The sequence below is a fragment of the Parvibaculum sp. genome (assembly GCF_046297875.1).
Taxonomy (GTDB): domain Bacteria; phylum Pseudomonadota; class Alphaproteobacteria; order Parvibaculales; family Parvibaculaceae; genus Parvibaculum.
The window spans coordinates 1375395-1397500 of sequence record NZ_JBKBHD010000001.1 but is presented as its reverse complement, the minus strand read 5'-3'; the positions used below and the strand labels follow the sequence as shown (position 1 = coordinate 1397500).

Sequence of the window (22106 nt, the reverse complement as noted above, 5' to 3'; positions counted from 1 at the left end):
CGCCGAGCGCTTCGCAGACGCCAATTCCCTGCCTGCGAGCGAACCCTTCTGGCGCCGCCTGCGCCGCACCGCCAAGCTTTCCCTGAAACTCTATGGTTCCGCGAGCCGCCTTGCGCTCGGCCAGTCGCGCTGGATCGCGGCTTCGGCCGTGCTCGGCGTTTTGTCGCTCGGACTGGTCGGCACCGGCATCGCCGCGCTTGTCGCCCCCTATGATGGTGTCGCGACCGCATCGCTGACGGCGGAGCGCGCACCCCGCGTGGTCGCATCGAGCACCACCGGCGCGGCAATCGCGATCGCCGCCGCTCAATCCCGTCCGGCTACGGACGATACCGTTTCGCCTTCCATCGTCGTCGAACTCGACGATGCCCGCGAGGACACCGCCGATCTGCGTACGGCCTCGCTTGCCGATCCCGGTCTTTTCGATCCGCTGACGGAAGAACGCCTCGCTGAGGAAGCCGCCGCAATTCTGGCCGAGCCCCAGCCCGTCGAACATCGCGTCACGCTTGAAAGCGGCCAGACGCTGATGGAAGTGCTGCAGAAAGCCGGCATCGACCGGATCGACTCCTACCATGCAGTTGCAGCACTGACGACGCATTACAGCCCGCGCAAGCTTCGCGCAGGCCAGGAAATCGCGCTGACTTTCATCGAGCAGCCGGACGCCCTGGCCGATGGGGAAAGCGGCACACCGGCTAAGTATCTCGCCAGCCTTTCCCTCGAACCGGACCTTGAGCGCCTCATCGAAGTGACCCGCAACGGCGACGGTTCCTTCGAAGGCCGCGAGACCATGCACGAATTCACTGAAGGTTTCGTGCGCGCCGCAGGACAGATCGACAATTCGCTGTTCCTCGATGGCGAGCGCGCCGGCGTTCCCGTGCAGATCATCGCCGAGATGATCCGCATGTATTCCTACAGCGTCGACTTCCAGCGCGAAATCCAGCCGGGCGACAAGTTCGAGGTCTATTTCAGCCGCAAGTTCGACCAGTCGAACCGCCCCGTGAAGGAAGGCGACGTGCACTTCGCCTCGCTCACTGTCGGCGGCAAGGTGCACAAGCTCTGGCGCTTCGACCCCGGCAATGGCGAGTGGGACTATTTCGACGAAAACGGCCAGAGCATGAAGAAGTTCCTGATGAAGACGCCGATCGACGGTGCGCGTCTTTCGTCGGGCTACGGCATGCGCAAGCATCCGATCCTCGGCTATTCGCGCCTGCATGCGGGCGTGGACTTCGCCGCCCCGCGCGGCACGCCGATCTATGCAGCCGGCGACGGCACCGTGCAGCGCGCCAACTATTTCGGCAGCTACGGCAATTATGTCCTGATCCGCCACGCCAATGGCTATGAGACGGCCTATGCCCATCTCAACGGCTTCGCCCGCGGCATCAAGGCCGGGACGCGCGTTCGCCAGGGCCAGGTGATCGGCTATGTCGGCACCACCGGCCGCTCCACCGGCCCGCATCTCCACTACGAAGTGCATGTGAACGGCAAGAAGATGAACCCGCTCGCCCTCAAGGTGCCGACCGGCCGCAAGCTGGAAGGCCGCGAACTCGCCGCCTTCAAGGCGCAGCGCGAAACGCTCGCGACGCAAATGGCGGAAGCCCCGACCGCGACGAGGGTCGCCCAGGCCGGAACGGGCGGCAGCGGCGCGAACTGAACGCCCAAACATCCAAACAAAAAGGCCGCCCATCGGGGCGGCCTTTTCTTTTTGGGCTGTATGCGCCGCTTAATGCACGATGCGGCGGTCTTCGCCGCCGTCATCGCCTCGCCGCGAGGCAAGCATGTCGGCATCCGCGCCCACTTCATGCCCGTTGATGATGAGGCCTTCGGCGCCTGCCGACACCGTCACCGCCTCGCCATCGGCGATTTCGCCCGTGAGCAGGAGCTCGGCCAGCGGGTCCTGCACATTGCGCTGGATGACACGCTTCAGCGGCCGCGCGCCATAGACCGGATCGTAGCCCGCATCCGCAAGCCAGGTGCGCGCCGCATCGTCGAGTACGATCTCTATCTTGCGGTCGGCAAGAAGCTTCCTGAGGCGCTTCATCTGGATGTCGACGATCGTATCCATCTGCTCGCGGCTCAGCCTGTGGAACAGCAGGATCTCGTCGAGACGATTGAGGAACTCCGGCCGGAAGCGCGAACGCACCACATCCATCACCTGCTCGCGCACGCCCTCCACATCCTCGCCCGCCTTCTGCTCGGCCATATATTCCGCACCGAGGTTCGACGTCATGATGATGAGCACATTCTTGAAGTCGACAGTGCGGCCCTGCCCGTCCGTCAGGCGCCCGTCATCAAGCACCTGCAGCAGCACGTTGAAAACATCGGGATGCGCCTTCTCGATCTCGTCGAACAGCACGACCTGATAGGGCCGGCGGCGCACGGCTTCGGTGAGCGCGCCCCCTTCTTCATAACCGACATAGCCGGGAGGCGCACCGATGAGGCGGGCCACCGAATGCTTCTCCATATATTCCGACATGTCGAGACGGACGATCGCCTGATCGTCGTCGAACAGGAATTCGGCAAGCGCCTTGGTGAGCTCCGTCTTGCCGACGCCCGTCGGCCCGAGGAAGAGGAACGAACCGATGGGCCTGTTCGGGTCTTGCAGGCCCGCACGGGCGCGGCGCACCGCGCGCGACACGGCGGAAACGGCTTCCGCCTGCCCGACGACGCGCGCGCCCAGCGCCTTTTCCATACCGATCAGCTTCTCGCGCTCGCCTTCGAGCATCTTGTCGACGGGAATGCCGGTCCAGCGCGATACGACCTGGGCGATATGCTGCTCGGTCACGGCTTCTTCGAGCATCGCGCCTTTCTGCTCGCGCTTTTCGGTTTCCACGAGTTTCTTTTCGAGGCCGGGAATGATGCCATAGGCAAGTTCCGACGCGCGCTCGAGCTGCCCCGCGCGCTGCGCCCTGGCGAGTTCGCCGCGCGCATTGTCGAGCTCTTCCTTGAGCTTCTGCGCGGAGGCGAGCTTCGACTTCTCGGCAGACCATGCCGCCGCGAGGTCGGCGGACTTCTTTTCGAGGTCTGCCAGATCCGTCTCGATCTTGCCCAGCCGGTCTTTCGATGCCTCATCCTTCTCCTTTTTAAGCGCCTCGCGCTCGATCTTGAGCTGGATGATGCGCCGGTCGATCTCGTCGAGCACTTCGGGCTTGGAATCGACCTGCATGCGAAGCCGCGATGCCGCCTCGTCCATCAGGTCGATCGCCTTGTCCGGCAGGAAACGATCCGCGATGTAGCGGTCGGAGAGCGTGGCGGAAGCGACAAGCGCCGCGTCGGAAATACGCACACCGTGATGGAGTTCGTACTTCTCCTTGAGACCGCGCAGGATCGAGATCGTGTCCTCGACTGTCGGCTCGGCCACGAAGACGGGCTGGAAGCGCCGCGCCAGCGCTGCGTCCTTCTCGACATATTTGCGGTACTCGTCGAGCGTCGTCGCGCCGACGCAGTGGAGATCGCCGCGCGCCAGCGCCGGCTTCAGCAGGTTGGAGGCATCCATTGCGCCGTCCGTCTTGCCCGCGCCGACAAGCTGGTGCATCTCGTCGATGAAGAGGATGATGCCGCCATCGGCCGCCGACACTTCGGCAAGCACCGCCTTCAGCCGCTCCTCGAACTCGCCGCGATACTTCGCGCCCGCAATGAGCGCGCCGAGATCGAGCGCCATGAGAGACTTGTTCTTGAGGCTTTCCGGCACATCGCCATTGACGATGCGCAGCGCGAGCCCCTCGGTGATCGCCGTCTTGCCGACGCCTGGCTCGCCGATCAGCACGGGATTGTTCTTCGTGCGCCGCGAGAGCACCTGGATAGTCCGGCGGATTTCCTCGTCGCGGCCGATCACGGGATCGAGCTTGCCCGCGCGCGCATCGGCGGTGAGGTCGCGCGCATATTTCTTCAGCGCATCATAGGCGTCTTCCGCGCTCGCGCTGTCGGCTGTGCGGCCCTTGCGCACCCGCTCGATCGCCGCATTGAGCGATTGCGCGGTGATGCCTGCCGTCTTCAGGATCTTTTCCGATTCGGTGCCCGGCACCAGCAGCATGGCAAGCAGCAACCGCTCGGCGGTGACATAGCTGTCGCCCGACTTCTTCGCGAGCTGTTCGGCCTGATCGAAAAGCTTTGCCGTTTCCGGCGCGAGATAGAGCTGGCCTGCACCCGCGCCCTCGACCTTCGGCAGTTTCGCAAGTGCTGTTTCGACACCGGTCAGCGCCTGGTCGGGACGGCCATCGGCGGCGCGAATGAGCCCCGCGGCGAGACCTTCCTCGTCGTCGAGCAGAACCTTCAGGAGATGTTCGGGGGTGAATCGCTGATGCCCGGAGCGAACGGCAAGTCCCTGTGCGGACTGGATGAAGCCTCGGCTCCGGTCCGTGAATTTCTCAAGATCCATCTGTCTTCCTTTCAAGCACGCTTCTGGACAGCCGGCCTGGCCGCGCCGTCATGAACGCCTCTGCATTCCGGCCAACCCTATTCAAGGCATTGGCCTCTGGCAGATATTGGTGTTGCCTGATAGTCACACAAGGGGCAATCTCCAGACAGTTTGCCGCAGAAATCTGCCGAAATCATGAACCAGGAAGGATGCCTATGGGAGATAGCGCAAGGATCGTCGGCCTCTACCGATATCCGGTCAAGGGGCTCTCCCCGGAAGCCCTGGCGGAAGTCCGGCTCGAGGCAGGCGGCACCTTCCCGCATGACCGGGCCTTTGCCATCGAAAATGGCAAACATGATTTCGACCCGGCGGCGCCGAAGCATTTCCCCAAGATCAAGTTCCTCATGCTGATGCGGGACGAACGCCTCGCAAGGCTCAAGACCCGCTTCATGGATGAGGACACGACGCTCCATATTGCGCTGGACGGGAAGGAAGTGCTCGCCGCCGATCTGATGAGCGCGGAGGGCCGAAAGGCGCTGGAAGACTTCATGGCGGATTACATGGCGGCGGAGCTGAGGGGGGCGCCGCGCGTAGTCCATGCGCCCGGCTTCTCGCATTCGGATGCGCCCGCGAAGCTCGTCTCCTTCATCAACATGGGCAGCGTGCGCGCGCTGGAGGAGAAGATGGGCGCCCATATCCACCCGCTGCGCTTCCGCGGCAATGTCTATCTCGAAGGGCTCGCGCCTTTCGAGGATCATGACTGGGTGGGAAAACGCTTCCGCATCGGGGAGGTGTCGTTTCAGGGCGTCCACAAGACGGAGCGCTGCGCGGCAACGAATGTCGACCCGGACACGGGCACACGCGACATGGAAATCCCGAAGACGCTCATGCGCCACTGGAACCACACCGATCTCGGCCTCTATGCCATCGTGAAATCGCCGGGCGTATTACGGCCCGGCGACAAGATCACGTTCGAAGACTGAGAGCGTTCAGTCGGCGCTCGTCTCGGCGGGCGCACCCTCGGCACGCGGCCCCTCGCTGCGCGGGCGGCGGCGGCGATTGTTGCGGCGGCGAGGCTGCGCCTCACCCTGCTCACCATCGGCAGAGGCTTCGGCTGTTTCCTCGTTCTCGTCATCCGAAGCGGAGGCATCGTCGTCACGGGCATTCCCCTGACCACCGCCGAACTGGTCATTGCCGTTCTGCCCGCCACCGTTTTGCCCGTTGCCATTCTGCTGGTGCCAAGGCTGACCCGACAGACGCGGCTGCGGACCGTCAGGCGCGAAATCCGTTTCGCTTTCCTCGTCCTCGTCCGGGCGATAACCGAGGCTGCTCTGCTGGCGCTGCTGGCCGTCCTGGCCCAGCTGCGTCGCCATGAGCAGGCGATAGTAATGCTCGGCATGCTGATAGTAGTTCTCGGCCGTGACGCGGTCGCCGGCCGAAATCGCGTCGCGCGCGAGCTGTTGATATTTTTCGCAGATATGCGCCGCATTGCCGCGGATCTTCACATCGGGACCATTGCTGTCATAGGCGCGGTTTGCCGAATGTTGCGGCTTGCGGCCACGCCCGCGAGAGCGCTTGGAGTTATTTTGCCCCTGCCTCATATGCTTTGATTTCTCGCTACTGGTTAACTCAGGGTCTTGCCTAAAGAATTCTGGATGGCGAATGCCACAAAAGGCATCCCGCCGGCATGCGCATGCGCCAAGACGCGCTCGCAATGCGGGCTTCCCCAGCACACACTTGCCACCCTCAAGGAGCGGCCAGTTCGAATGCCAAGAAGGTTCCGGCCTGTATCGCGCGGCCCAGCCCCGGCGCTACGATACATATAAAGGCCCATTCAATGCGGGCCGCCTTCATCGCCTTTCGAACCCGGCCGAAAAGCGGCAATCCGCTTCAGCCTGTCGTCCCTGATTGTCGGAGGACGGGGTCCGAGAAGAGAGGCGTACTCACCCGCTCGTTTTCCCTGACCTGAAGCTAGCCCCTGAAAGCTTCGATTCCAACCGTTTTCTCGCCTTCCGGACCCGGAAAATCAGCGCCGTGGCAACGCCGCAACGAGCGCGCGAGGGACGCCTGAAAGGTCCGGCACGATCCGTATAACCGCCATTCCCGCCGTTTCGAAGACAAGCCGGACCTCCCGGTCCTGCCCCGCACCCAGCTCGATCACCGCATGGCCGGACTGCGTCAAAACGTCCGGAAGGGTCGCCGCAATCGCCCGATAGGCATCGAGACCATCTTCACCGCCATCGAGCGCAAGCAGCGGATCATGCTCGCGCACCTCCCTTTCGAGGGTCGCAATGTCGGCGCGGCGGATATAGGGCGGGTTCGAGATCACCAGATCGAACTGTCCTTCAATACCGTCCGTCCAGCTCCCCTGATGAAACCCGGCACGGTCAGACAGACCGAGCCGCGCCGCATTCGAAGCCGTAACGGCAAGTGCCTCATCCGAAATATCCACGCCCATGCCTTGCGCATCGCGGCGCTCATGCAGAAGCGAGAGCAGCAGGCACCCCGTGCCCGTTCCGAGATCGAGAATGCGGGGCTCGGGTGTTTCGTGCAGCAGCGCGAGTGCCGTTTCGACAAGCGTCTCGCTGTCCGGCCGCGGGTCGAGCGTTGCCGGCGACACGGCGAAGGGAAGGCCCCAGAACTCGCGCAAACCGAGAATGCGCGACACAGGCTCGCCCGCAAGCCTGCGCTGCTCGAAAGCAGCAAGACGGGCTTCCTCCTCGTCGCTCATCCGTGTACCCGGCTCGCGCACCATCTCGATGTCGCTCGCCCCCGTGACGCCCTGCACGAGAAGCCGCGCATCGAGCTCGGGCGTGGCAAGGCCGGCCGCCCGCAACCTGACACCCAGCATCCGCATCGCGTGGTCGCGCGTCGTCAACGTCACGATTCGCCTTCCAGCGCTGCAAGGCGGACTGCCTGATCCTCGGCAATCAAGGCATCGATCATTTCGCCAAGGGCATCGCCCTCGAGCACCTGCTCGAGCTTGTGCAGCGTCAGATTGATGCGGTGATCGGTAACGCGCCCTTGCGGAAAATTATAGGTGCGGATGCGCTCGGACCGGTCGCCGGAACCGACCTGGCCCTTTCTGTTCGCCGCGCGCTCCCGGTCGAGGCGCTCGCGCTCGGCATCGAAGATACGGGCGCGAAGAATCTGCAACGCGCGCGCCTTGTTCTTGTGCTGCGATTTCTCATCCTGCTGCGCCACAACGATACCGGTCGGCAGATGCGTGATGCGCACCGCGCTTTCCGTCTTGTTCACATGCTGTCCGCCTGCGCCGCTCGCCCGATAGACATCGATCCTCAGATCCTTGTCCTCGATCTCGACATCGACCTCCTCGGCTTCCGGCAGAACGGCGACTGTCGCCGCAGACGTATGGATACGTCCGCCGCCTTCGGTCACGGGAACGCGCTGCACGCGATGCACGCCGGATTCGAATTTGAGCTTCGCATAAACACCCGCGCCGGAAATGCTGGCAATGATTTCCTTGTAGCCGCCGACTTCGCCTTCCGAAGCCGAAATCAGCTCGACCTTCCAGCCCTGCGATGCGGCATATCTTTCATACATGCGGAACAGGTCGCCTGCGAAAAGCGCCGCCTCGTCGCCGCCCGTACCCGCCCGCACTTCGAGAATGACGTTTCGTTCGTCCGCCGCATCCTTGGGCAGCAGCATGAGCTGCAACTCGCGTTCAAGCTGCGGCAGAACGTCGTCCAGACGGCCGATCTCCGCCCGCGCCATATCGGCCATGTCCTTGACGCGCAGAATCTGCTCCGCCTCCTCACGCTCGCGCTGGGCGGCCATGAGCTTCCCGATTGCCTCGGCGACGGGCGACAGTTCGGCATATTCCTTCGACAACTGCACGAAACGTTCTCGCGGCACGTCGGAATTCATTTCCGATTGTACCGCCTCGAAGCGGGCGAGAACGCTGTGCAGTTTTTCTTGCGGAATCATGAGAGTGCCTTGAACGAGCGACAAGTGACGAGGAACGGAAAAATGCCGCCTCGCTAATCGCCCGCAAGCGCGCGCGGCTCCGCGGCAGCTTCATCCGCCGCCTGCGCGGCCTCGATTTCCTTCGCTTTCGCCTCGACGAGATCGACGAGGTGATCGACGATCTCCTCGTTCCTGATCTTGTGGTCGCTGAGCCCCGCGAGATAGACCATGCCGGAGCCGGCGCCGCCGCCGGTGAAGCCGATGTCTGTCTGCTCCGCCTCGCCCGGCCCGTTGACGACGCAGCCGATTACCGACAGCGTCATCGGCGTGGCGATATGTGCAAGACGCTCTTCCAGCACCTTCACCGTGCCGATCACATCGAAGCCCTGACGCGCGCAGGACGGGCAGGAAATGATGGTGACGCCGCGATGGCGCAGATTGAGCGATTTCAGAATGTCGAAACCGACCTTCACCTCTTCGACGGGATCGGCGGAAAGTGAAACGCGGATCGTGTCGCCAATGCCGCCCCAGAGCAGCATGCCGAGGCCGATGGAGGACTTGACCGTGCCCGTCATCAGGCCGCCGGCTTCCGTCACGCCGATATGAAGCGGACAGTCGATCGCCTCGGCAAGCTGCTGATAGGCAGCGACAGTGAGGAAGGGATCGGACGCCTTCACGCTGATCTTGAATTCGTGGAAATCGTGGTCCTGCAGGATACGTGCATGGTCGAGCGCACTTTCGACCATCGCCTCCGGGCAGGGCTCGCCATATTTCTCGAGCAAATCGCGCTCGAGTGACCCGGCATTGACGCCGATCCGCATGGAGCAGCCGTGATCCTTTGCCGCCTGCACCACCTCGCGCACACGCGCTTCGGAACCGATATTGCCCGGATTGATGCGAAGGCAGGCCGCGCCCGCCTCCGCCGCCTCGATGGCGCGCTTGTAGTGAAAATGGATGTCGGCAACGATCGGCAGCTTCGTCGCACGCACGATCTCGCCGAGCGCCGCGGTCGACTCCTCATCGGGGCAGGACACGCGGACGATGTCGCAGCCCGCCTCTTCGATCCGGCGGATCTGATCGATCGTCGCCTTCGCATCGGAGGTCAGCGTATTCGTCATGGTCTGGACGGAAATCGGCGCATCGCCACCCACCAGCACCGATCCCACGCGGATCTGCCGGCTTTTCCTGCGGTCGATGTCGCGCCAGGGTCTGATGCTCATTTCTGTCGCGGCGTGAACGCATCGCCGCGCCTCTCGTCTGCCATGACCGGTCGAATAACCGCCCATCGGGGCCCTGAGGCCGCACAATGGCGGTTCCTATTAGCAGAAATATGCCGATGCCGCGAGCGGGCCTATTGAACGGCTGTCTGAGCCGGTTCCGCAGGCTCCAACAAGGCTTCCGCACCGTCTTCCGGCAGATTCCGTTGCGGCGCGGCGGCAAGCAGGGCATCGGGTTCCAGCGACTTGCCGGTCAGGACAAGGGTCGGCGGACCGGCAAGGCCGAGAGATGTGCCATCGACCATGATTTCGAAGGCGCTTGCATCGCGCGCGACAAGGATCACGCCGGGCGCGCGCGGCGCGCGATAGCTGTCGCCGGCATTGAGGGTCTGCTCGATGAGAACCCGGCCTTCGCCATCCTCGACACGCATCCAGGCGCCGTCGCGGCGGGCGCGCACGACAACCCGCCCATCGACATTTTCCGCGCCATAGGGTGTGCCTTCCGGCAGGGGCGGCAGTTCCGCCATCTGCTCTTCGGCGGCCGCCGCACTGGCGGCAGCCGGCATATCGCCGGCTTCGCCCTCCACCGCAGCGGCAGGAGAGGCTTCATAAATGGCGCCGGGCGCAACGAGCGCGCCGGGCGATACGGCACCCCTGGCCGTCGGCACCATGCCTTCGCGCGGCGTCGCCGCGGATGCACTGTCCCCGCGCCCGGCACGAAGGCTGGGCGGAATGGCGGCAGCGGCTTCAGCAGGGGAAGCCTGCGGCGCCGTCCCGGCCACACGGGCCGAGATCATTTCATCGGTCGATTTGGTAAGCAGCCATCCGCCATAGGCGCCCGATGCCACGACAAGCGCCACGATCAGCGCGGTGCCGCGCGGCAAGCGGCGCTCTTCGCGAGGACCGTCGGGAAAGTGAATATCGGCCGCTTCGGCCTCATTGCGGTCAAGCTCGGCCTTGTAGCGCTCGACGACATGGCGGCTGTCCAGCCCGAGATATTCCGAATAGGACCGGACGAAGCCGATCGCATAGGCCCTGGCCGGGAGCGCGTCGTAGCGGCTCTCCTCGAGGGCTTCGAGTTGATCGCGCCGGATACGGAGCGACTGGGCAATGCTGCGAATATCCTCGCCACGGCGCAGACGCGCGGCACGCAAATCCGCGCCGACGCACTCCGCCTCGACAGGAACTTCGTTGGTGATGTCGCGAAGATGCAACCGCCGCCGGGGTTCTGACCCGTTATCCCCAGTCGGAAGCATGGTGATCTTGTTCATCTATCTGGGCTCTTCCCGAGTTGAGCCATCTCAATCCGACCGAGGCGCGTGGCCTATGGATTGCCATGAGCGTTTCGATATGCGACCGCCATGCCCCCGCAGGACAGTCTTTCGTTTATGCCCAGATGCAACCGATAGCAGAGAATAGAACAAATCTATTGACAAATCGCAACCGGAGATTCGCCCAACCCCATGAAACGGGGGACCTTTTCCGCTTTCGGCAAACAGTTGGGTGCGGATTGGACCAAACCCGGCCTAGATGGCGATGCCGTTTTCCTCGGCATAGGCTGCAAGCTGCTCCCTGACGCTCCGGTCCGGCAAGTCATAGAGCCCGTCCATGAAGGCCGCCAGTTTTGCCGTATCGAGCGACCGGACCATCATCTTGACCGGTCCGATTGCGGCGGGGGACATGGAGATACGCCGCAGCCCAAGCCCGACAAGCGCCATGGCCTCAAGAGGCTTGCCCGACATTTCGCCGCATAGCGTGAGCGGCGTGCCATGCGCCCGGCAGGTCCTGACGATATGGCGGATGAAACTCAGCACAATCGGGCTCAGGAAGTCATAGCGCGTGGCGACGCGCGGATTGCCGCGGTCGCTTGCAAACAGAAACTGCAGCAGGTCGTTCGATCCGATGGATACGAAATCGACCTCCGGCAACAGGGTGTCGAGCTGCCAGACCAGCGACGGCACCTCGAGCATGGTGCCCACCTCGAGCAAAGCCGGCTTCTCCTTGCCGAACTTCTCGAGCCGCGCGATCTCCTTTTCGACCAGCGCCTTCGCGCGCCGGAACTCGGCGATTTCGGCAACCATCGGAAACATGATCCGCAGTGAGCGGCCGGCCGCGGCCGTCAGCAGCGCACGGATCTGGTGACGCAGCAGCGCCGGCCGGTCGAGGCTGATGCGGATCGCCCGCCAGCCAAGCGCCGGGTTTTCCTCCTTGAACGCCGCCAGATTCATGTAGGGCAGCATCTTGTCGCCGCCGATATCGAGCGTGCGGAACACGGCCGGCTTGTCGCCCGCTTCATCGAGCACGGCGCGATAAAGCTCGATCTGGTCGCGCAGCGAAGGCAGCGTCGATGCGATCATGAACTGAAGCTCGGTGCGGAAAAGTCCGATGCCTTCCGCCCCCGCTTCATCGAGATGCGGCAGATCGACCTGCAACCCGGCATTCACATAAAGCGCGACCTTCTCGCCATCGAGCGTGATTGCGGGCTCGCCGCGGATCGCCTTGTACTGTTCCTGCTTGCGCGCGCGGAAGCGGGCCTTCTCCGAATAGGAGGCGATGACTTCCTGCGAGGGGCGGAGATAGACCTCGCCCGTATCGCCGTCGACGATGATGGCGTCGCCCGGCTCGACATGCTGGAGAATATCCTCCGCGCGACCGACCGTCGCGATACCGAAAGCCCGCGCCACGATGGAGACATGCGCATTGGGCGCACCTTCCTCCAGCACGAGGCCGCGAAGCCGGTCCTTGTCATAGTCAAGCAGCTCGGCCGGACCCATGTTGCGGGCGATGATGATCGCATCGTTCGGCAGGTTCGCGGAAAGGGATGCGAGCGTGACCCCGGTCAGCTGGCGCAGCAGCCGGTTCGCCAGATCGTCGAAATCATGCAGCCGGTCGCGGATATAGGGATCGGCTGCACGCTGCAGCCGCGCGCGCGTATCGTTCTGGACGCGCTCGACCGCCGCCTCGGCGGTAAGGCCCGTATTGACGGCCTCGAGCATCCGCTGCAGCCAGCCACGATCATTCGCAAACATGCGATAGGCCTGCAGCACCTCACGGTGCTCGCCCGCATGGCTGAGGTCTTCCGTTTCCAGCATGTCGTCGATCGAACCACGCAGCGCATAGACCGCTTGCTCAAGCCGCTTCAGCTCAAGCTCGGTATCTTCCGCGATAAGTTTCGTCACATGGACGCGGGGCTCGTGCAGCACCGCATGACCGAGCGCGATGCCTTCGGCGAAGGACGCACCGGGAATATGATATGATCGCGGCTGCCTGAAGCCCGCATCGTCCGGCTCGGCGGTGATCAGGTCCGCCGCTGCAACGACTTCGGCAAGTACCATCGCAACCGTCTGCAGCGCCTCGACTTCTTCCTCCGTATAGTGACGCTTCGTGCGGTTCTGCACGACGAGCACGCCTACGACCTTGCCGCTTCTGAGAATTGGAACGCCCATCAGCGACTTGTAGATTTCTTCGCCCGTTTCCGGCCTGTAGGCAAAGCCCGGATGCGACTGCGCATCGGCAAGATTGAGCGGGCGCGCATGGGCTGCGATGTCGCCGACGAGACCCTCGCCGACCCTGAGCCGGGTGGCATGAACCGCAGAGGGCTTCAGACCTTCGGTGGCCGAAAGCTCAAGTTCCCGCGCACCATTCATCAGATAGACGGAACAGACTTCCGCCACCATATTGGCGGCGATCAGCACGACAATCTTGTCGAGCCTCTTCTGCGCACTTTCCGGCTCCGCCATGACCTCGCGCAGCCGACGCAGCAGAATGCGCGGACCACCGACGGAGCCCGCCATCAGCTTCGATCCCGTTTGCTGCGGAATGTCGAAAAGGCGCGCGTCACATTGCCCCCGTTATTCGGCGTCGAGGCCGTAGGCCGTGTGCAAGGCGCGCACGGCCAGTTCGGTGTATTCCGACGAGATCAGCACACTGACCTTGATCTCCGACGTGGTGATCGCAAGGATATTGATGCCCTTTTCGGCCAGCGTCTTGAACATGGTCTGCGCCACGCCCGCATGGCTGCGCATGCCGATGCCGATGACCGATACCTTCACCACATTGATATCCGTCTTCACTTCCTTGCAGCCGATTTCCGCCTGCGCCTTGCGGATCACGTCTTCGGCGCGGGCGAGTTCGGCCTGCGGCACGGTGAAGGTCATGTCCGTGCTCTTGCCGTCGTCGGACACGTTCTGGATGATCATGTCGACATTGATGGAATTGTCGGCAAGCGGACCGAAGATGCGCGCCGCCACGCCCGGCTTGTCCTCCACCCTGACAAGCGTCACCTTGGCTTCGTCCTTCGAATAGGCGATGCCGCTCACGACCTGCTGTTCCACGATTTCATCCTCGTCGCAAACAAGAGTACCCGGCCCGTTGCCGCCCGCACCATAGGCCATATGCGGCGCATCGGGCGCATCGAAACTGGAGCGGACCTGGAGCCGCACACGATGCACCATGGCAAGTTCGACGGATCGCGTCTGGAGCACCTTGGCGCCCAGAGAAGCCATCTCAAGCATCTCCTCGTAGCTGATCTTGTCAAGCTTGCGGGCCTTGGAGACGATGCGCGGATCCGTGGTGTAGACGCCGTCGACATCGGTGTAGATGTCGCAGAGATCGGCCTTGAGGCCGGCCGCAACGGCCACCGCGCTCGTATCCGAGCCGCCGCGGCCAAGCGTCGTGATTCTGTTGTCGGGCCCGATGCCTTGGAAACCGGCGATGACGGCAACCTGGCCCTCGCCCATCCGGCGGATGATCTCGCTGCCGTCGATCTCCTGGATGCGGGCCGCGCCATGCGCGCTGTCGGTGCGGATCGGCACCTGCCAGCCGAGCCATGACCGCGCCGGAATGCCGATGCGCTGCAGCTCGATCGCAAGCAGAGCGATCGTGACCTGCTCGCCGCTCGCAACAATCGTGTCATATTCGCGCGCATCATGGAGCGGCGCCGTCTCGCGGGCCCAGGCAACGAGCTGGTTCGTCGTACCGGCCATCGCCGATACCACGACCGCGACCTCATGGCCCGCATCAACTTCACGCTTCACATGTTGCGCCACATTGCGGATGCGCTCGACATCCGCAACCGACGTGCCGCCGAATTTCATGACCAGCCTGGCCATCGCAAAATCCCACTCTTCCCGTTGCCGGGCACAAAGCCTCGCAAACCGGCGCGCTGGACCAGACCGGGCCGGGCGCCCTATATCATGACCGGATGACGGATGGACCCGCGCCGCCGGGCGCGGCCATACATACAGGCCCGAAGGCAGGGCCGCAACCGGCGGAAATACCGCCAAAACCCTCCGGAACGCAGGGAAACCCTCGCATTATGGCCAGCACGACAGGCAAGATGACGGAAAGCGGAGCTTTCAGCAGCATCGACCCGGGCGAGATCGCCCGATTTTCCGCCATGGCCGCCGAATGGTGGGATCCGAACGGAAAGTTCCGGCCGCTGCACAAGTTCAACCCGACCCGTCTCGCCTATATCCGCGCCGAGGCCTGCCGTCATTTCGGCCTCGATTCGAAGACGCCCCGGCCCTTTGAGGGCCTGCGCTTTCTCGATATAGGCTGCGGCGGCGGCCTGCTGTCGGAGCCGATGGCAAGGCTTGGCGCCACCATGGTGAGCGCCGATGCCTCCGAGAAGAATATTGCCACCGCCTCGGTCCATGCCGCCGAGCAGGGCCTCGAGATCGACTATCGCTGCACCACCGCCGAAGACCTCGCAGCCGCCGGCGAGACCTTCGATGTCATTCTCAATATGGAAGTCATTGAGCATGTGGCAGACCCCATGCGCTTCCTGAAGGATTGCGCGTCGATGCTGAAGCCGGGCGGCCTCATGTTCATCGCCACGCTGAACCGGACGCTGAAGGCCCATGCCTTTGCCATTGTCGGCGCGGAATATATTCTCGGCTGGCTGCCGCGCGGCACACATGACTGGAAGAAATTCATCACGACGGATGAAATGACGAAGGGTGTTGCGGATGCCGGACTGTCGCTCAAGGAACTGCGCGGTGTGAGCTACAATCCGCTGTCAGGCAACTGGTCGCTGTCGTCCGATACCGACGTCAACTACATGGCGCTGGCCGAAAGGCCGCGCTAGTTGGCGTTTCGCGGCGGCACGACCGGCAACGGCGCAACCTCGACGCCCTCCTCGATCAGTTCCCGCGCCTCATCTGGCGTCGCTTCGCCATAGATGTCGCGATGCTCCGTCTCGCCGTAATGGATGCGGCGCGCTTCCTCGGCAAAGGCATCGCCGACATAGTCGCAATTCTCTTCGACATGCTTCTTAAGCGCGAGCATCATCATGCTCATCTTCTCGGCAAGCGCCGCCTGCGGCTGCGCCTCACCGGCACGCGCCATGCCCTTCGCGATGTTCGGCGCCATCAACGCTTTTGTCACATTCGGACTGCCGCAATGCGGGCACAGCACTTCGCCCGCCGCTACTTGCGCATCGAAGCCATCCGATGAGGCAAACCAGCCATCGAACTCATGGTCCCGCTCGCAGATCAGCGCATAACGGATCATGACACCTGCCTCCTCGGCGCGGCATCCGGAAAGCCAAATCCGCGATCATGGCCGAGCGAGGGCACACGGCCCCGCGCCTCGGCAATACGCGCCGGATCGATTTCGGCAAGAATCACGCCGGGCTCGGCATGCGCGGCTTCGGCAATCACCTCGCCCCAGGGCGCGACGACGAGGCTATGCCCAAAGGTCTCGCGGCCGCATTCATGCTTGCCGCCCTGCGCAGGCGCGATCACGAAGCATCCCGTTTCGATGGCGCGTGCCTTCAGGAGCGTATGCCAATGCGCCTCGCCCGTCTGCTTCGTGAAGGCAGCGGGCACTGTCAGAAAATCCGCGCCGGCCTGAGCAAGCGTCCGGTAAAGATGCGGAAAGCGGATATCGTAGCAGATGGTGAGCCCGAGCCGCCCCCAGGGCAGATGGGCGAGAGAGGCCTCGCGGCCCGGCTCGTAATTCTTGCTCTCTCGATAGCTTTCGCCGCCTGCAAGATCGACATCGAACATATGGATCTTGTCGTAACGCGCCGTGACTTCGCCTTCCGGCGAAATCAGGAAGGCGCGGTTCGCAACCTTTTCGCTGGAGAGCCGGACAGGGAGCGATCCGATCAGAAGCCAGATCTTCTTTTCCGCCGCGAGCGCGCGGAAGGCGGCAAGCGCCTCATCATCCTTTTCCTCGCGGATTTTCTCGAACAGCTCCGCCGTCTGCGAGACGAGCAGCGAGGTCATTTCCGGCGTTGCAACGAAATCCGCGCCTTGCGATGCAGCCTCGGAGATCAGCGCCGACGCCGCCGCGATATTTTCCGCGAAGTTGCATGTGCTGCGCATCTGCACGCAGGCCGCCGTGAAGATTTTGCCGGAGGAGGTCATCTGCAATCAGGCGGCAAGCATGGCGTCGAGCTTGCCCGCCGCATCAAGTGCGTAGAGATCGTCGCAGCCGCCGACATGGGCATCGCCGATAAAGATTTGCGGCACGGTGTGGCGGCCATGCGCCCGGTTCATCATTTCCCGCCGCTTGTCCGCGTCCATGCCGACATCGATCTCGGTGAAGGAAACGCCCTTCTGCTCGAGAAGGCCCTTCGCCCGGAAACAATAGGGACAGAGCATGGTCGTGTAGATCGTCACATCCGCCATGACGGCACTCCGGAAGAAAACCAGAAAACGGCGCAAGCGCCTGAAATATCTACTTATATCATATAGAGGCGCCACCGGCGGGTACAACCCGGGCCAGACACAGCACGGAAACCTCCGCTGCCCCGGCGTGAACCAGCACCCTGGCACAGGCTTCCGCCGTTGCACCCGTCGTCATCACATCGTCGATCAGGACGATATGGCGGTCGCGGACAAGCGCTTCAGCACCCTGCCCCAGCCGGAAGGCCCCCGCCACATTGCGGCGGCGCTGATCGCCGGACAGGCCGACCTGCGGACGTGTCGCCCGGACGCGGGTAAGCAGCTCCGGCGCATAATGGAGCCCGGCCTCGCGGGCGAGCGCACGGGACAATTCGGCGGACTGGTTGAAACGCCGGGAAAAGAGCCTGTTCTTGTGAAGCGGCACAGGTGTCACGACATCGGCCTGCGCCAGGATGTCGGCGCCGATGCGCGCCAGCCAGCGGGCAAAGGCAGGCGCGGCCTCCATCCGGTCGCTGTATTTGAAGCGGTGTACAAGCCGCGCCGCGCCATCGCTATAGCGCATGGCAGCGCGCGCCCGCGCATAGGTTGGCGGATAGGCGACCGCCGCCGCGCTTACCGCGCCCTCGCCCGCCTCATAGGGAAAGGGTATTCCCGTTACCGCGCAGAACGGCCGCTCAATGAAATCGATTCCCGCCCAGCATTTCCCGCAAAGCGCGGCATGGGCCGAGACGCCCCGCCCGCAGCCAAGGCAGAGCGGCGGCAAGGCAATATCGGCAAAGCGGGATAGCCCCGTCCGCGCCGCCGCCGTCCATTCCGCGATCCAGCCAGTCTGCATCGATGCCCCATGCCTCCCGCAATCCTAGCATGGCGCGTGCCGCCCGCGAGCGGGGCTTGCGGGCAGGCCCGCACACAACCATGATGCGCGCCATGCCCGCCCCAACCCCCACAATGGACCTGTTCGACCGCGCCGCCCTTCGCCGCCGCCGCGACCGTGCCGCAGACGGCTTCTCCCGTTTCGACTTTCTGGTGCAACGCGCGGCGGAGGACATCGCCGGCCGGATAGCGGCTGCCAATCGCGAATTCGATGTTGCCGCGGACCTGGGTTGCCATCACGGCGCGCTGGCCCGCGCTGCCGGGGGGCAAGGGATCACGGATGGAAAGATCGGGTTTCTTGTTTCCTCGGACCTCTCGCTGCCGATGCTGCGCCATGCACCTGCACCGCGCCTCGTGGCCGATGAGGAAATGCTGCCCTTCGCCCATGCAAGCCTCAATCTCGTGACCAGCATCCTGTCGCTTCACGCCGTGAACGACCTGCCCGGCGCGCTCGTGCAAATTCGCCGCGCGCTGAAGCCCGATGGTTTGTTCATGGCGGCGATGTTCGGCGGCGAAACGCTTACCGAGCTGCGGCAATCGCTCGCGGCAGCGGAAATCGAAATCGACGGCGGGCTTTCGCCCCGGGTTGCGCCCTTCGCCGATCTGCGCGACATCGGCGCATTGCTGCAGCGCGCAGGCTTCGCCCTTCCCGTCGCCGATACCGACCGCGTAACTGTACGCTATCGCGATCCCTTCCGCCTCATGGCCGATCTGCGCGGTATGGGCGAGACGAATATCATGACCGAACGCCGCCGCACGCCGCTGCGGCGCGCGACGCTGATGCGCGCCGTCGAAATCTATCGCGAAAAATTCGGATTGCCGGATGGGCGCGTCCCCGCGACTTTCGACATTGTCATTGCGACGGGCTGGGCGCCGCATGAAAGCCAGCAGAAACCGCTGCGCCCCGGCAGCGCCGAGTCGCGGCTTGCCGATGCGCTTGGCACGGTGGAGCACCGCACCGGCGAAAAACCGTGAGGCTGACGCCTAGAGGGACGCCAGCCCCTCAACGATCTTCGAATAGAAGGAAGTGTTGAGGGCGGTGCCAATGGTACCGGCGGCGACAATGATGACGAGCGAAATGCCGGCCGCGATCAGCGCATATTCGATTGCCGTTGCGCCACCTTCCGCCCGGACGAGGTTTCGCAGAGAATTCGCAATACCCTTCATGGCCGTCCCCTTCGCGGGCGCAACCTCACAGGAGATCGCGCAGAACCGCCACCAGCGGCTCGTCCGCAGGTGGCATCGGGTAGTCCCGGAGCTTCACCGGGCGCACCCATTGCAGCGCCTGTCCCTCAAGGGCCTTCACTTCGCCTTCCCACCGCCTGCAGACATAAAGCGGCATGAGAAGGTGAAACCCTTCATATTCGTGGCTCGCGAAGGTGAGCGGCGCAAGACAGGCCTTCGCGACATCGATGCCGAGTTCTTCCTTCAATTCCCGGATCAGGCAGGCTTCGGGCACTTCGCCCTCCTCGACCTTTCCGCCCGGAAATTCCCAAAGACCGGCCAGAGGCTTGCCTTCGGGACGGCGGGCAATCAGCACCCGGCCATCGGCATCGACCAGCGCGCAAGCCGCAACGAGCAGAAGCCGTTTCGACTCGCCCGGGTTGCTTTCGCGCTTGTCGGCCATGCTTGCGCCTTCTGGTTAAGAAATTCTGCCGCTGCCGCCCAGAACCCGCGGCAATGCTGCCGATCTTCGAAATTTAGTTAAAAATCCGCAAAGCAGGCTCAACTCCGGTAGTCCGCATTGATGCGGATATAGTCGTAGGTGAGGTCGCAGGTCCATACCGTCGCAGACGACTTGCCGGCACCGATATCGACTTCGATGTCGATATCGCTTCCCTTCATGTGCCGTGCGACAGGCGTTTCGTCATAGCCCGGCACGGCCACGCCGTTCTTCGCCACATCGACGCCGCCGATCCGGATGGCAAGCTTGTCGCGGTCCGCCGCCTCGCCGGACTTGCCGACCGCCATGACGATGCGGCCCCAGTTCGCGTCTTCCCCGGCAATCGCGGTCTTCACGAGCGGCGAGTTGGCGATGGCCATGCCGACGCGGCGCGCAGCCTGATGGCTATGAGCACCGGAGACCGTGACACGGATGAACTTGGTGGCACCCTCGCCATCCTTCACCACCTGATGCGCGAGATCGAGCATGAGATCGTCAAGCGCGGCACGGAACTCGCGAAGCCGTGGATCGCCTGCCCGCGTCACGGGCGCCTCGTCCTTCATGGCTGCACCCGTCGCAAACACGAGAACGCTGTCGGACGTCGAGGTATCGCTGTCGACCGTGATTGCATTGAAACTGTCGCGAACGCCGAGCAGCAGCAGCGTCTGGAGGATCTTGGAGGGGATGGCTGCATCCGTGAAGATGAAGACGAGCATGGTCGCAAGATCGGGCGCGATCATGCCCGATCCCTTGGCAATGCCGTTGATCGTGACCTCGGCGCTGCCGACCTTTACCTTGCGTGTCGCAAGCTTGCGATAGGTATCGGTGGTCATGATGGCGCGCGCCGCCTCGTCCCAGCGGTCTTCGGCAGCGGAAGCGAGCGCCACGTCAATCCCCTTGACCACGGGCTCCGGGTCCATCGGCTGGCCGATAACGCCGGTCGAGGCAATGAAAACATCCTTCTGGCGGCAATTGCCGGCCTGCGCTGCCGCTGCCGCCGTCGCCTTGACGGTTGCGACGCCCGCCTTGCCTGTGAAGGCATTTGAATTGCCGGAATTGACGACGAGCATCCGCCCCTCCCCATTGTCGGCGATATTGCTGCGGCACCACTCGACGGGTGCAGACGCGGTCTTCGATGTGGTGAAGACACCGGCGACCTGGGTTCCCTCCGGCATCTTCGCAACAAGAAGATCCGTGCGGCCCTTGTATTTGATGCCCGCCGCCGCCGTACCAAGCACGACGCCGCCGACCGGCGGCAGTACGGCATAGGCCTTGGGAGCAAGCGGCGAAATTTTTTCTGCGGTCTTTTTCTTTGCCGGTTTCTTTGCGGCCTTTCGGACAACCTTGGCCGGCGGCGCCTTCGCCTTCACGGCTGCGGGTTTTTTCGGCTTTGTCACCTTGCGCTTAGCGCGCGTCAGCTTGGCCTTGCTATGCGGCTTTGCCTTGGCCTTGCCGCTGACCTTGCGTTTCGGCTTGGCCGACGCCTTCACACTCTTCCTGACCGCCATCCGCCGCTCCGCCTGACTGGACTTTGCCGATTACTGCTGCGGCACGATCTGCGGACGCCCGCCCGACGGTGCTGCTTCGCCGACGCCGATAATCTCGATCTTTGCTGCTTCGCGCAAACTCTCGATGAGCTTCTGCCCTTCTTCCCGGGCCAACTGACGGAAGATTTCCTCTTCGGCTTCCTCAAATGTGGGCTTCGGCATTTCGCGGAAGGCAATGACCTGGATCAGATGCCAGCCAAACTGCGACTGGACCGGAGCGGAAATGTCACCAGGCTCCATCGAGAAGACGGCATTGCCGAAGGCTTCGACCATGTCGCCCTTGCTGAACCAGCCAAGATCGCCGCCATCTTCGCCGCTGCCATCCCTTGAATGCTCGTTGGCCGCGTCCTCGAAGCTCTTGCCGGCAGCGATCTCGGCGGCGATCGCCGTTGCCTGCGCCTCGGTATCGACGAGGATATGCTGGGCATTGGCCTCCCGCTCCGGCGGCGCCTCTGCAATATTCTTGTCATACCAGGCGCGAACCGTCTCATCGCTGATCCGGTCCTGCATGAGCTGGACCCAGTAAAAGTCGCGCAGTGCCTTTTCATTGAAATATTCCTGCCGGCGTTTCACCGCCGGGTCGTCCGCCAAATTCTTTTCCTGGGCCGCCAGCGCCACGATCCTCCGGTCGATCAGCAGGCCAAGCAGATACTGGAAACGGACATTCGGCTCGAGCCGGGCCAGCGCCGCGCTCATTTCCTCATCCGCGAAGGCAATGTCGGAATAACGAATCGGCGTTCCATTAACCGTGGCAACCACCTCGTCGGCGGCCTCGTCCTGGGCGGCAGCACCCGCCGCCGCCAGTACCGGCAGAACCAGGGCCATGATGGCAAGAAGGCGGAGGAAAGCGGGCATCGGAACAGTCCTTCTTGATTATTTTCACGCGAGAGCGCC

Annotated in this window: 20 protein-coding genes (1 of these 20 only partly in view); 4 read left to right on the top strand and 16 right to left on the bottom strand. The window is 63.5% G+C overall.

Annotated features, from left to right (window positions below):
- Positions 1-1648: the 3' portion of a peptidoglycan DD-metalloendopeptidase family protein gene (locus tag ACK4FH_RS06915; protein ID WP_409812122.1), read on the top strand. The gene continues 11 nt to the left of window position 1, outside the view; 1648 of the gene's 1659 nt are visible here — the last part of the coding sequence; its start codon lies off the left edge, out of view; its stop codon occupies positions 1646-1648.
- Between the two features lie 69 nt (positions 1649-1717).
- Here ACK4FH_RS06915 and clpB read toward each other — a convergent pair whose 3' ends face one another.
- Positions 1718-4372, bottom strand: coding sequence for an ATP-dependent chaperone ClpB (clpB, locus tag ACK4FH_RS06910; RefSeq protein ID WP_409812120.1), 2655 nt, complete (start codon positions 4370-4372; stop codon positions 1718-1720).
- Positions 4373-4566: 194 nt separating this feature from the next.
- Between clpB and ACK4FH_RS06905 the strand changes: the two genes are divergently transcribed.
- Positions 4567-5334, top strand: coding sequence for an MOSC domain-containing protein (locus tag ACK4FH_RS06905; protein WP_409812118.1), 768 nt, complete (start codon positions 4567-4569; stop codon positions 5332-5334).
- Between the two features lie 6 nt (positions 5335-5340).
- On the opposite strand, the gene ACK4FH_RS06900 is transcribed toward ACK4FH_RS06905, so the two are convergent.
- From ACK4FH_RS06900 to ACK4FH_RS06870, 7 genes are all read right to left on the bottom strand, one after another.
- Entirely contained in the window at positions 5341-5952 is a 612-nt protein-coding gene (locus ACK4FH_RS06900) for a DUF4167 domain-containing protein (RefSeq protein ID WP_409812116.1), read from the bottom strand.
- A 425-nt stretch (positions 5953-6377) separates the two neighbouring features.
- The gene (gene prmC, locus ACK4FH_RS06895; RefSeq protein WP_409812114.1) at positions 6378-7235 is read right to left on the bottom strand and encodes a peptide chain release factor N(5)-glutamine methyltransferase; all 858 of its coding nucleotides are present in this window, start codon (positions 7233-7235) and stop codon (positions 6378-6380) included.
- Positions 7232-8299: a peptide chain release factor 1 gene (gene prfA / locus ACK4FH_RS06890; RefSeq protein ID WP_409812113.1), complete on the bottom strand. Its 1068-nt coding sequence runs from the start codon at positions 8297-8299 to the stop codon at positions 7232-7234. The genes prmC and prfA overlap by 4 nt, the downstream gene beginning before the upstream one ends.
- Before the next feature lie 53 nt (positions 8300-8352).
- Positions 8353-9498, bottom strand: coding sequence for a flavodoxin-dependent (E)-4-hydroxy-3-methylbut-2-enyl-diphosphate synthase (ispG, locus tag ACK4FH_RS06885; protein ID WP_409812112.1), 1146 nt, complete (start codon positions 9496-9498; stop codon positions 8353-8355).
- 131 nt (positions 9499-9629) lie between these two features.
- On the bottom strand, positions 9630-10766 hold the full coding sequence (locus ACK4FH_RS06880) for a helix-turn-helix domain-containing protein (RefSeq protein WP_409812110.1): 1137 nt from the start codon (positions 10764-10766) through the stop codon (positions 9630-9632).
- Between the two features lie 255 nt (positions 10767-11021).
- Positions 11022-13289, bottom strand: coding sequence for a phosphoenolpyruvate--protein phosphotransferase (gene ptsP, locus ACK4FH_RS06875; protein ID WP_409812108.1), 2268 nt, complete (start codon positions 13287-13289; stop codon positions 11022-11024).
- A 57-nt stretch (positions 13290-13346) separates the two neighbouring features.
- Entirely contained in the window at positions 13347-14606 is a 1260-nt protein-coding gene (locus tag ACK4FH_RS06870) for an aspartate kinase (protein WP_409812106.1), read from the bottom strand.
- Between the two features lie 227 nt (positions 14607-14833).
- Here ACK4FH_RS06870 and ubiG point away from each other — a divergent pair, with 227 nt between their 5' ends.
- Entirely contained in the window at positions 14834-15583 is a 750-nt protein-coding gene (gene ubiG, locus ACK4FH_RS06865) for a bifunctional 2-polyprenyl-6-hydroxyphenol methylase/3-demethylubiquinol 3-O-methyltransferase UbiG (protein WP_409815191.1), read from the top strand.
- On the opposite strand, the gene ACK4FH_RS06860 is transcribed toward ubiG, so the two are convergent.
- The 4 genes from ACK4FH_RS06860 to ACK4FH_RS06845 are packed head-to-tail and all read right to left on the bottom strand — an operon-like array spanning position 15580 to position 17964.
- Positions 15580-16008 (bottom strand): DUF1178 family protein, encoded by a 429-nt coding sequence (locus tag ACK4FH_RS06860; protein ID WP_409812105.1) that lies wholly within the window; start codon positions 16006-16008, stop codon positions 15580-15582. The genes ubiG and ACK4FH_RS06860 overlap by 4 nt on opposite strands.
- Positions 16005-16868, bottom strand: coding sequence for a carbon-nitrogen hydrolase family protein (locus tag ACK4FH_RS06855; protein WP_409812103.1), 864 nt, complete (start codon positions 16866-16868; stop codon positions 16005-16007). The genes ACK4FH_RS06860 and ACK4FH_RS06855 overlap by 4 nt, the downstream gene beginning before the upstream one ends.
- A gap of 6 nt (positions 16869-16874) precedes the next feature.
- A complete protein-coding gene (grxC, locus tag ACK4FH_RS06850; protein ID WP_409812102.1) occupies positions 16875-17132 on the bottom strand; it encodes a glutaredoxin 3 in 258 nt (85 codons plus the stop codon).
- 58 nt (positions 17133-17190) lie between these two features.
- The gene (locus ACK4FH_RS06845; protein ID WP_409812100.1) at positions 17191-17964 is read right to left on the bottom strand and encodes a ComF family protein; all 774 of its coding nucleotides are present in this window, start codon (positions 17962-17964) and stop codon (positions 17191-17193) included.
- Between the two features lie 92 nt (positions 17965-18056).
- On the opposite strand from ACK4FH_RS06845, the gene ACK4FH_RS06840 reads away from it, so the two are divergent.
- The gene (locus ACK4FH_RS06840) at positions 18057-18977 is read left to right on the top strand and encodes a methyltransferase domain-containing protein (RefSeq protein WP_409815189.1); all 921 of its coding nucleotides are present in this window, start codon (positions 18057-18059) and stop codon (positions 18975-18977) included.
- Between the two features lie 9 nt (positions 18978-18986).
- On the opposite strand, the gene ACK4FH_RS06835 is transcribed toward ACK4FH_RS06840, so the two are convergent.
- From ACK4FH_RS06835 to ACK4FH_RS06820, 4 genes are all read right to left on the bottom strand, one after another.
- Positions 18987-19169, bottom strand: coding sequence for a Flp family type IVb pilin (locus ACK4FH_RS06835; protein ID WP_409812099.1), 183 nt, complete (start codon positions 19167-19169; stop codon positions 18987-18989).
- Positions 19170-19194: 25 nt separating this feature from the next.
- A complete protein-coding gene (mutT, locus tag ACK4FH_RS06830; RefSeq protein ID WP_409812097.1) occupies positions 19195-19629 on the bottom strand; it encodes an 8-oxo-dGTP diphosphatase MutT in 435 nt (144 codons plus the stop codon).
- A 98-nt stretch (positions 19630-19727) separates the two neighbouring features.
- Positions 19728-21173, bottom strand: a complete 1446-nt coding sequence (argJ, locus tag ACK4FH_RS06825) for a bifunctional glutamate N-acetyltransferase/amino-acid acetyltransferase ArgJ (RefSeq protein ID WP_409812095.1) — start codon at positions 21171-21173, stop codon at positions 19728-19730.
- A gap of 30 nt (positions 21174-21203) precedes the next feature.
- Complete coding sequence (locus ACK4FH_RS06820) at positions 21204-22067, bottom strand: peptidylprolyl isomerase (RefSeq protein ID WP_409812094.1); 864 nt, start codon at positions 22065-22067, stop codon at positions 21204-21206.
- Between the last annotated feature and the right edge of the window lie 39 nt (positions 22068-22106).

Coding starts and splice junctions, on each gene's coding strand:
- grxC (WP_409812102.1), bottom strand. CDS start 17,132: ATGGCGGATGTGACGATCTACACGACCATGCTCTGTCCCTATTGTTTC.
- ptsP (WP_409812108.1), bottom strand. CDS start 13,289: ATGGCGGGCTCCGTCGGTGGTCCGCGCATTCTGCTGCGTCGGCTGCGC.
- ACK4FH_RS06855 (WP_409812103.1), bottom strand. CDS start 16,868: ATGACCTCCTCCGGCAAAATCTTCACGGCGGCCTGCGTGCAGATGCGC.
- ACK4FH_RS06905 (WP_409812118.1), top strand. CDS start 4,567: ATGGGAGATAGCGCAAGGATCGTCGGCCTCTACCGATATCCGGTCAAG.
- ispG (WP_409812112.1), bottom strand. CDS start 9,498: ATGAGCATCAGACCCTGGCGCGACATCGACCGCAGGAAAAGCCGGCAG.
- argJ (WP_409812095.1), bottom strand. CDS start 21,173: ATGGCGGTCAGGAAGAGTGTGAAGGCGTCGGCCAAGCCGAAACGCAAG.
- ACK4FH_RS06880 (WP_409812110.1), bottom strand. CDS start 10,766: ATGAACAAGATCACCATGCTTCCGACTGGGGATAACGGGTCAGAACCC.
- ACK4FH_RS06820 (WP_409812094.1), bottom strand. CDS start 22,067: ATGCCCGCTTTCCTCCGCCTTCTTGCCATCATGGCCCTGGTTCTGCCG.
- ubiG (WP_409815191.1), top strand. CDS start 14,834: ATGACGGAAAGCGGAGCTTTCAGCAGCATCGACCCGGGCGAGATCGCC.
- ACK4FH_RS06845 (WP_409812100.1), bottom strand. CDS start 17,964: ATGCAGACTGGCTGGATCGCGGAATGGACGGCGGCGGCGCGGACGGGG.
- clpB (WP_409812120.1), bottom strand. CDS start 4,372: ATGGATCTTGAGAAATTCACGGACCGGAGCCGAGGCTTCATCCAGTCC.
- prfA (WP_409812113.1), bottom strand. CDS start 8,299: ATGATTCCGCAAGAAAAACTGCACAGCGTTCTCGCCCGCTTCGAGGCG.
- ACK4FH_RS06840 (WP_409815189.1), top strand. CDS start 18,057: ATGCCCGCCCCAACCCCCACAATGGACCTGTTCGACCGCGCCGCCCTT.
- mutT (WP_409812097.1), bottom strand. CDS start 19,629: ATGGCCGACAAGCGCGAAAGCAACCCGGGCGAGTCGAAACGGCTTCTG.
- ACK4FH_RS06900 (WP_409812116.1), bottom strand. CDS start 5,952: ATGAGGCAGGGGCAAAATAACTCCAAGCGCTCTCGCGGGCGTGGCCGC.
- ACK4FH_RS06835 (WP_409812099.1), bottom strand. CDS start 19,169: ATGAAGGGTATTGCGAATTCTCTGCGAAACCTCGTCCGGGCGGAAGGT.
- ACK4FH_RS06860 (WP_409812105.1), bottom strand. CDS start 16,008: ATGATCCGTTATGCGCTGATCTGCGAGCGGGACCATGAGTTCGATGGC.
- ACK4FH_RS06870 (WP_409812106.1), bottom strand. CDS start 14,606: ATGGCCAGGCTGGTCATGAAATTCGGCGGCACGTCGGTTGCGGATGTC.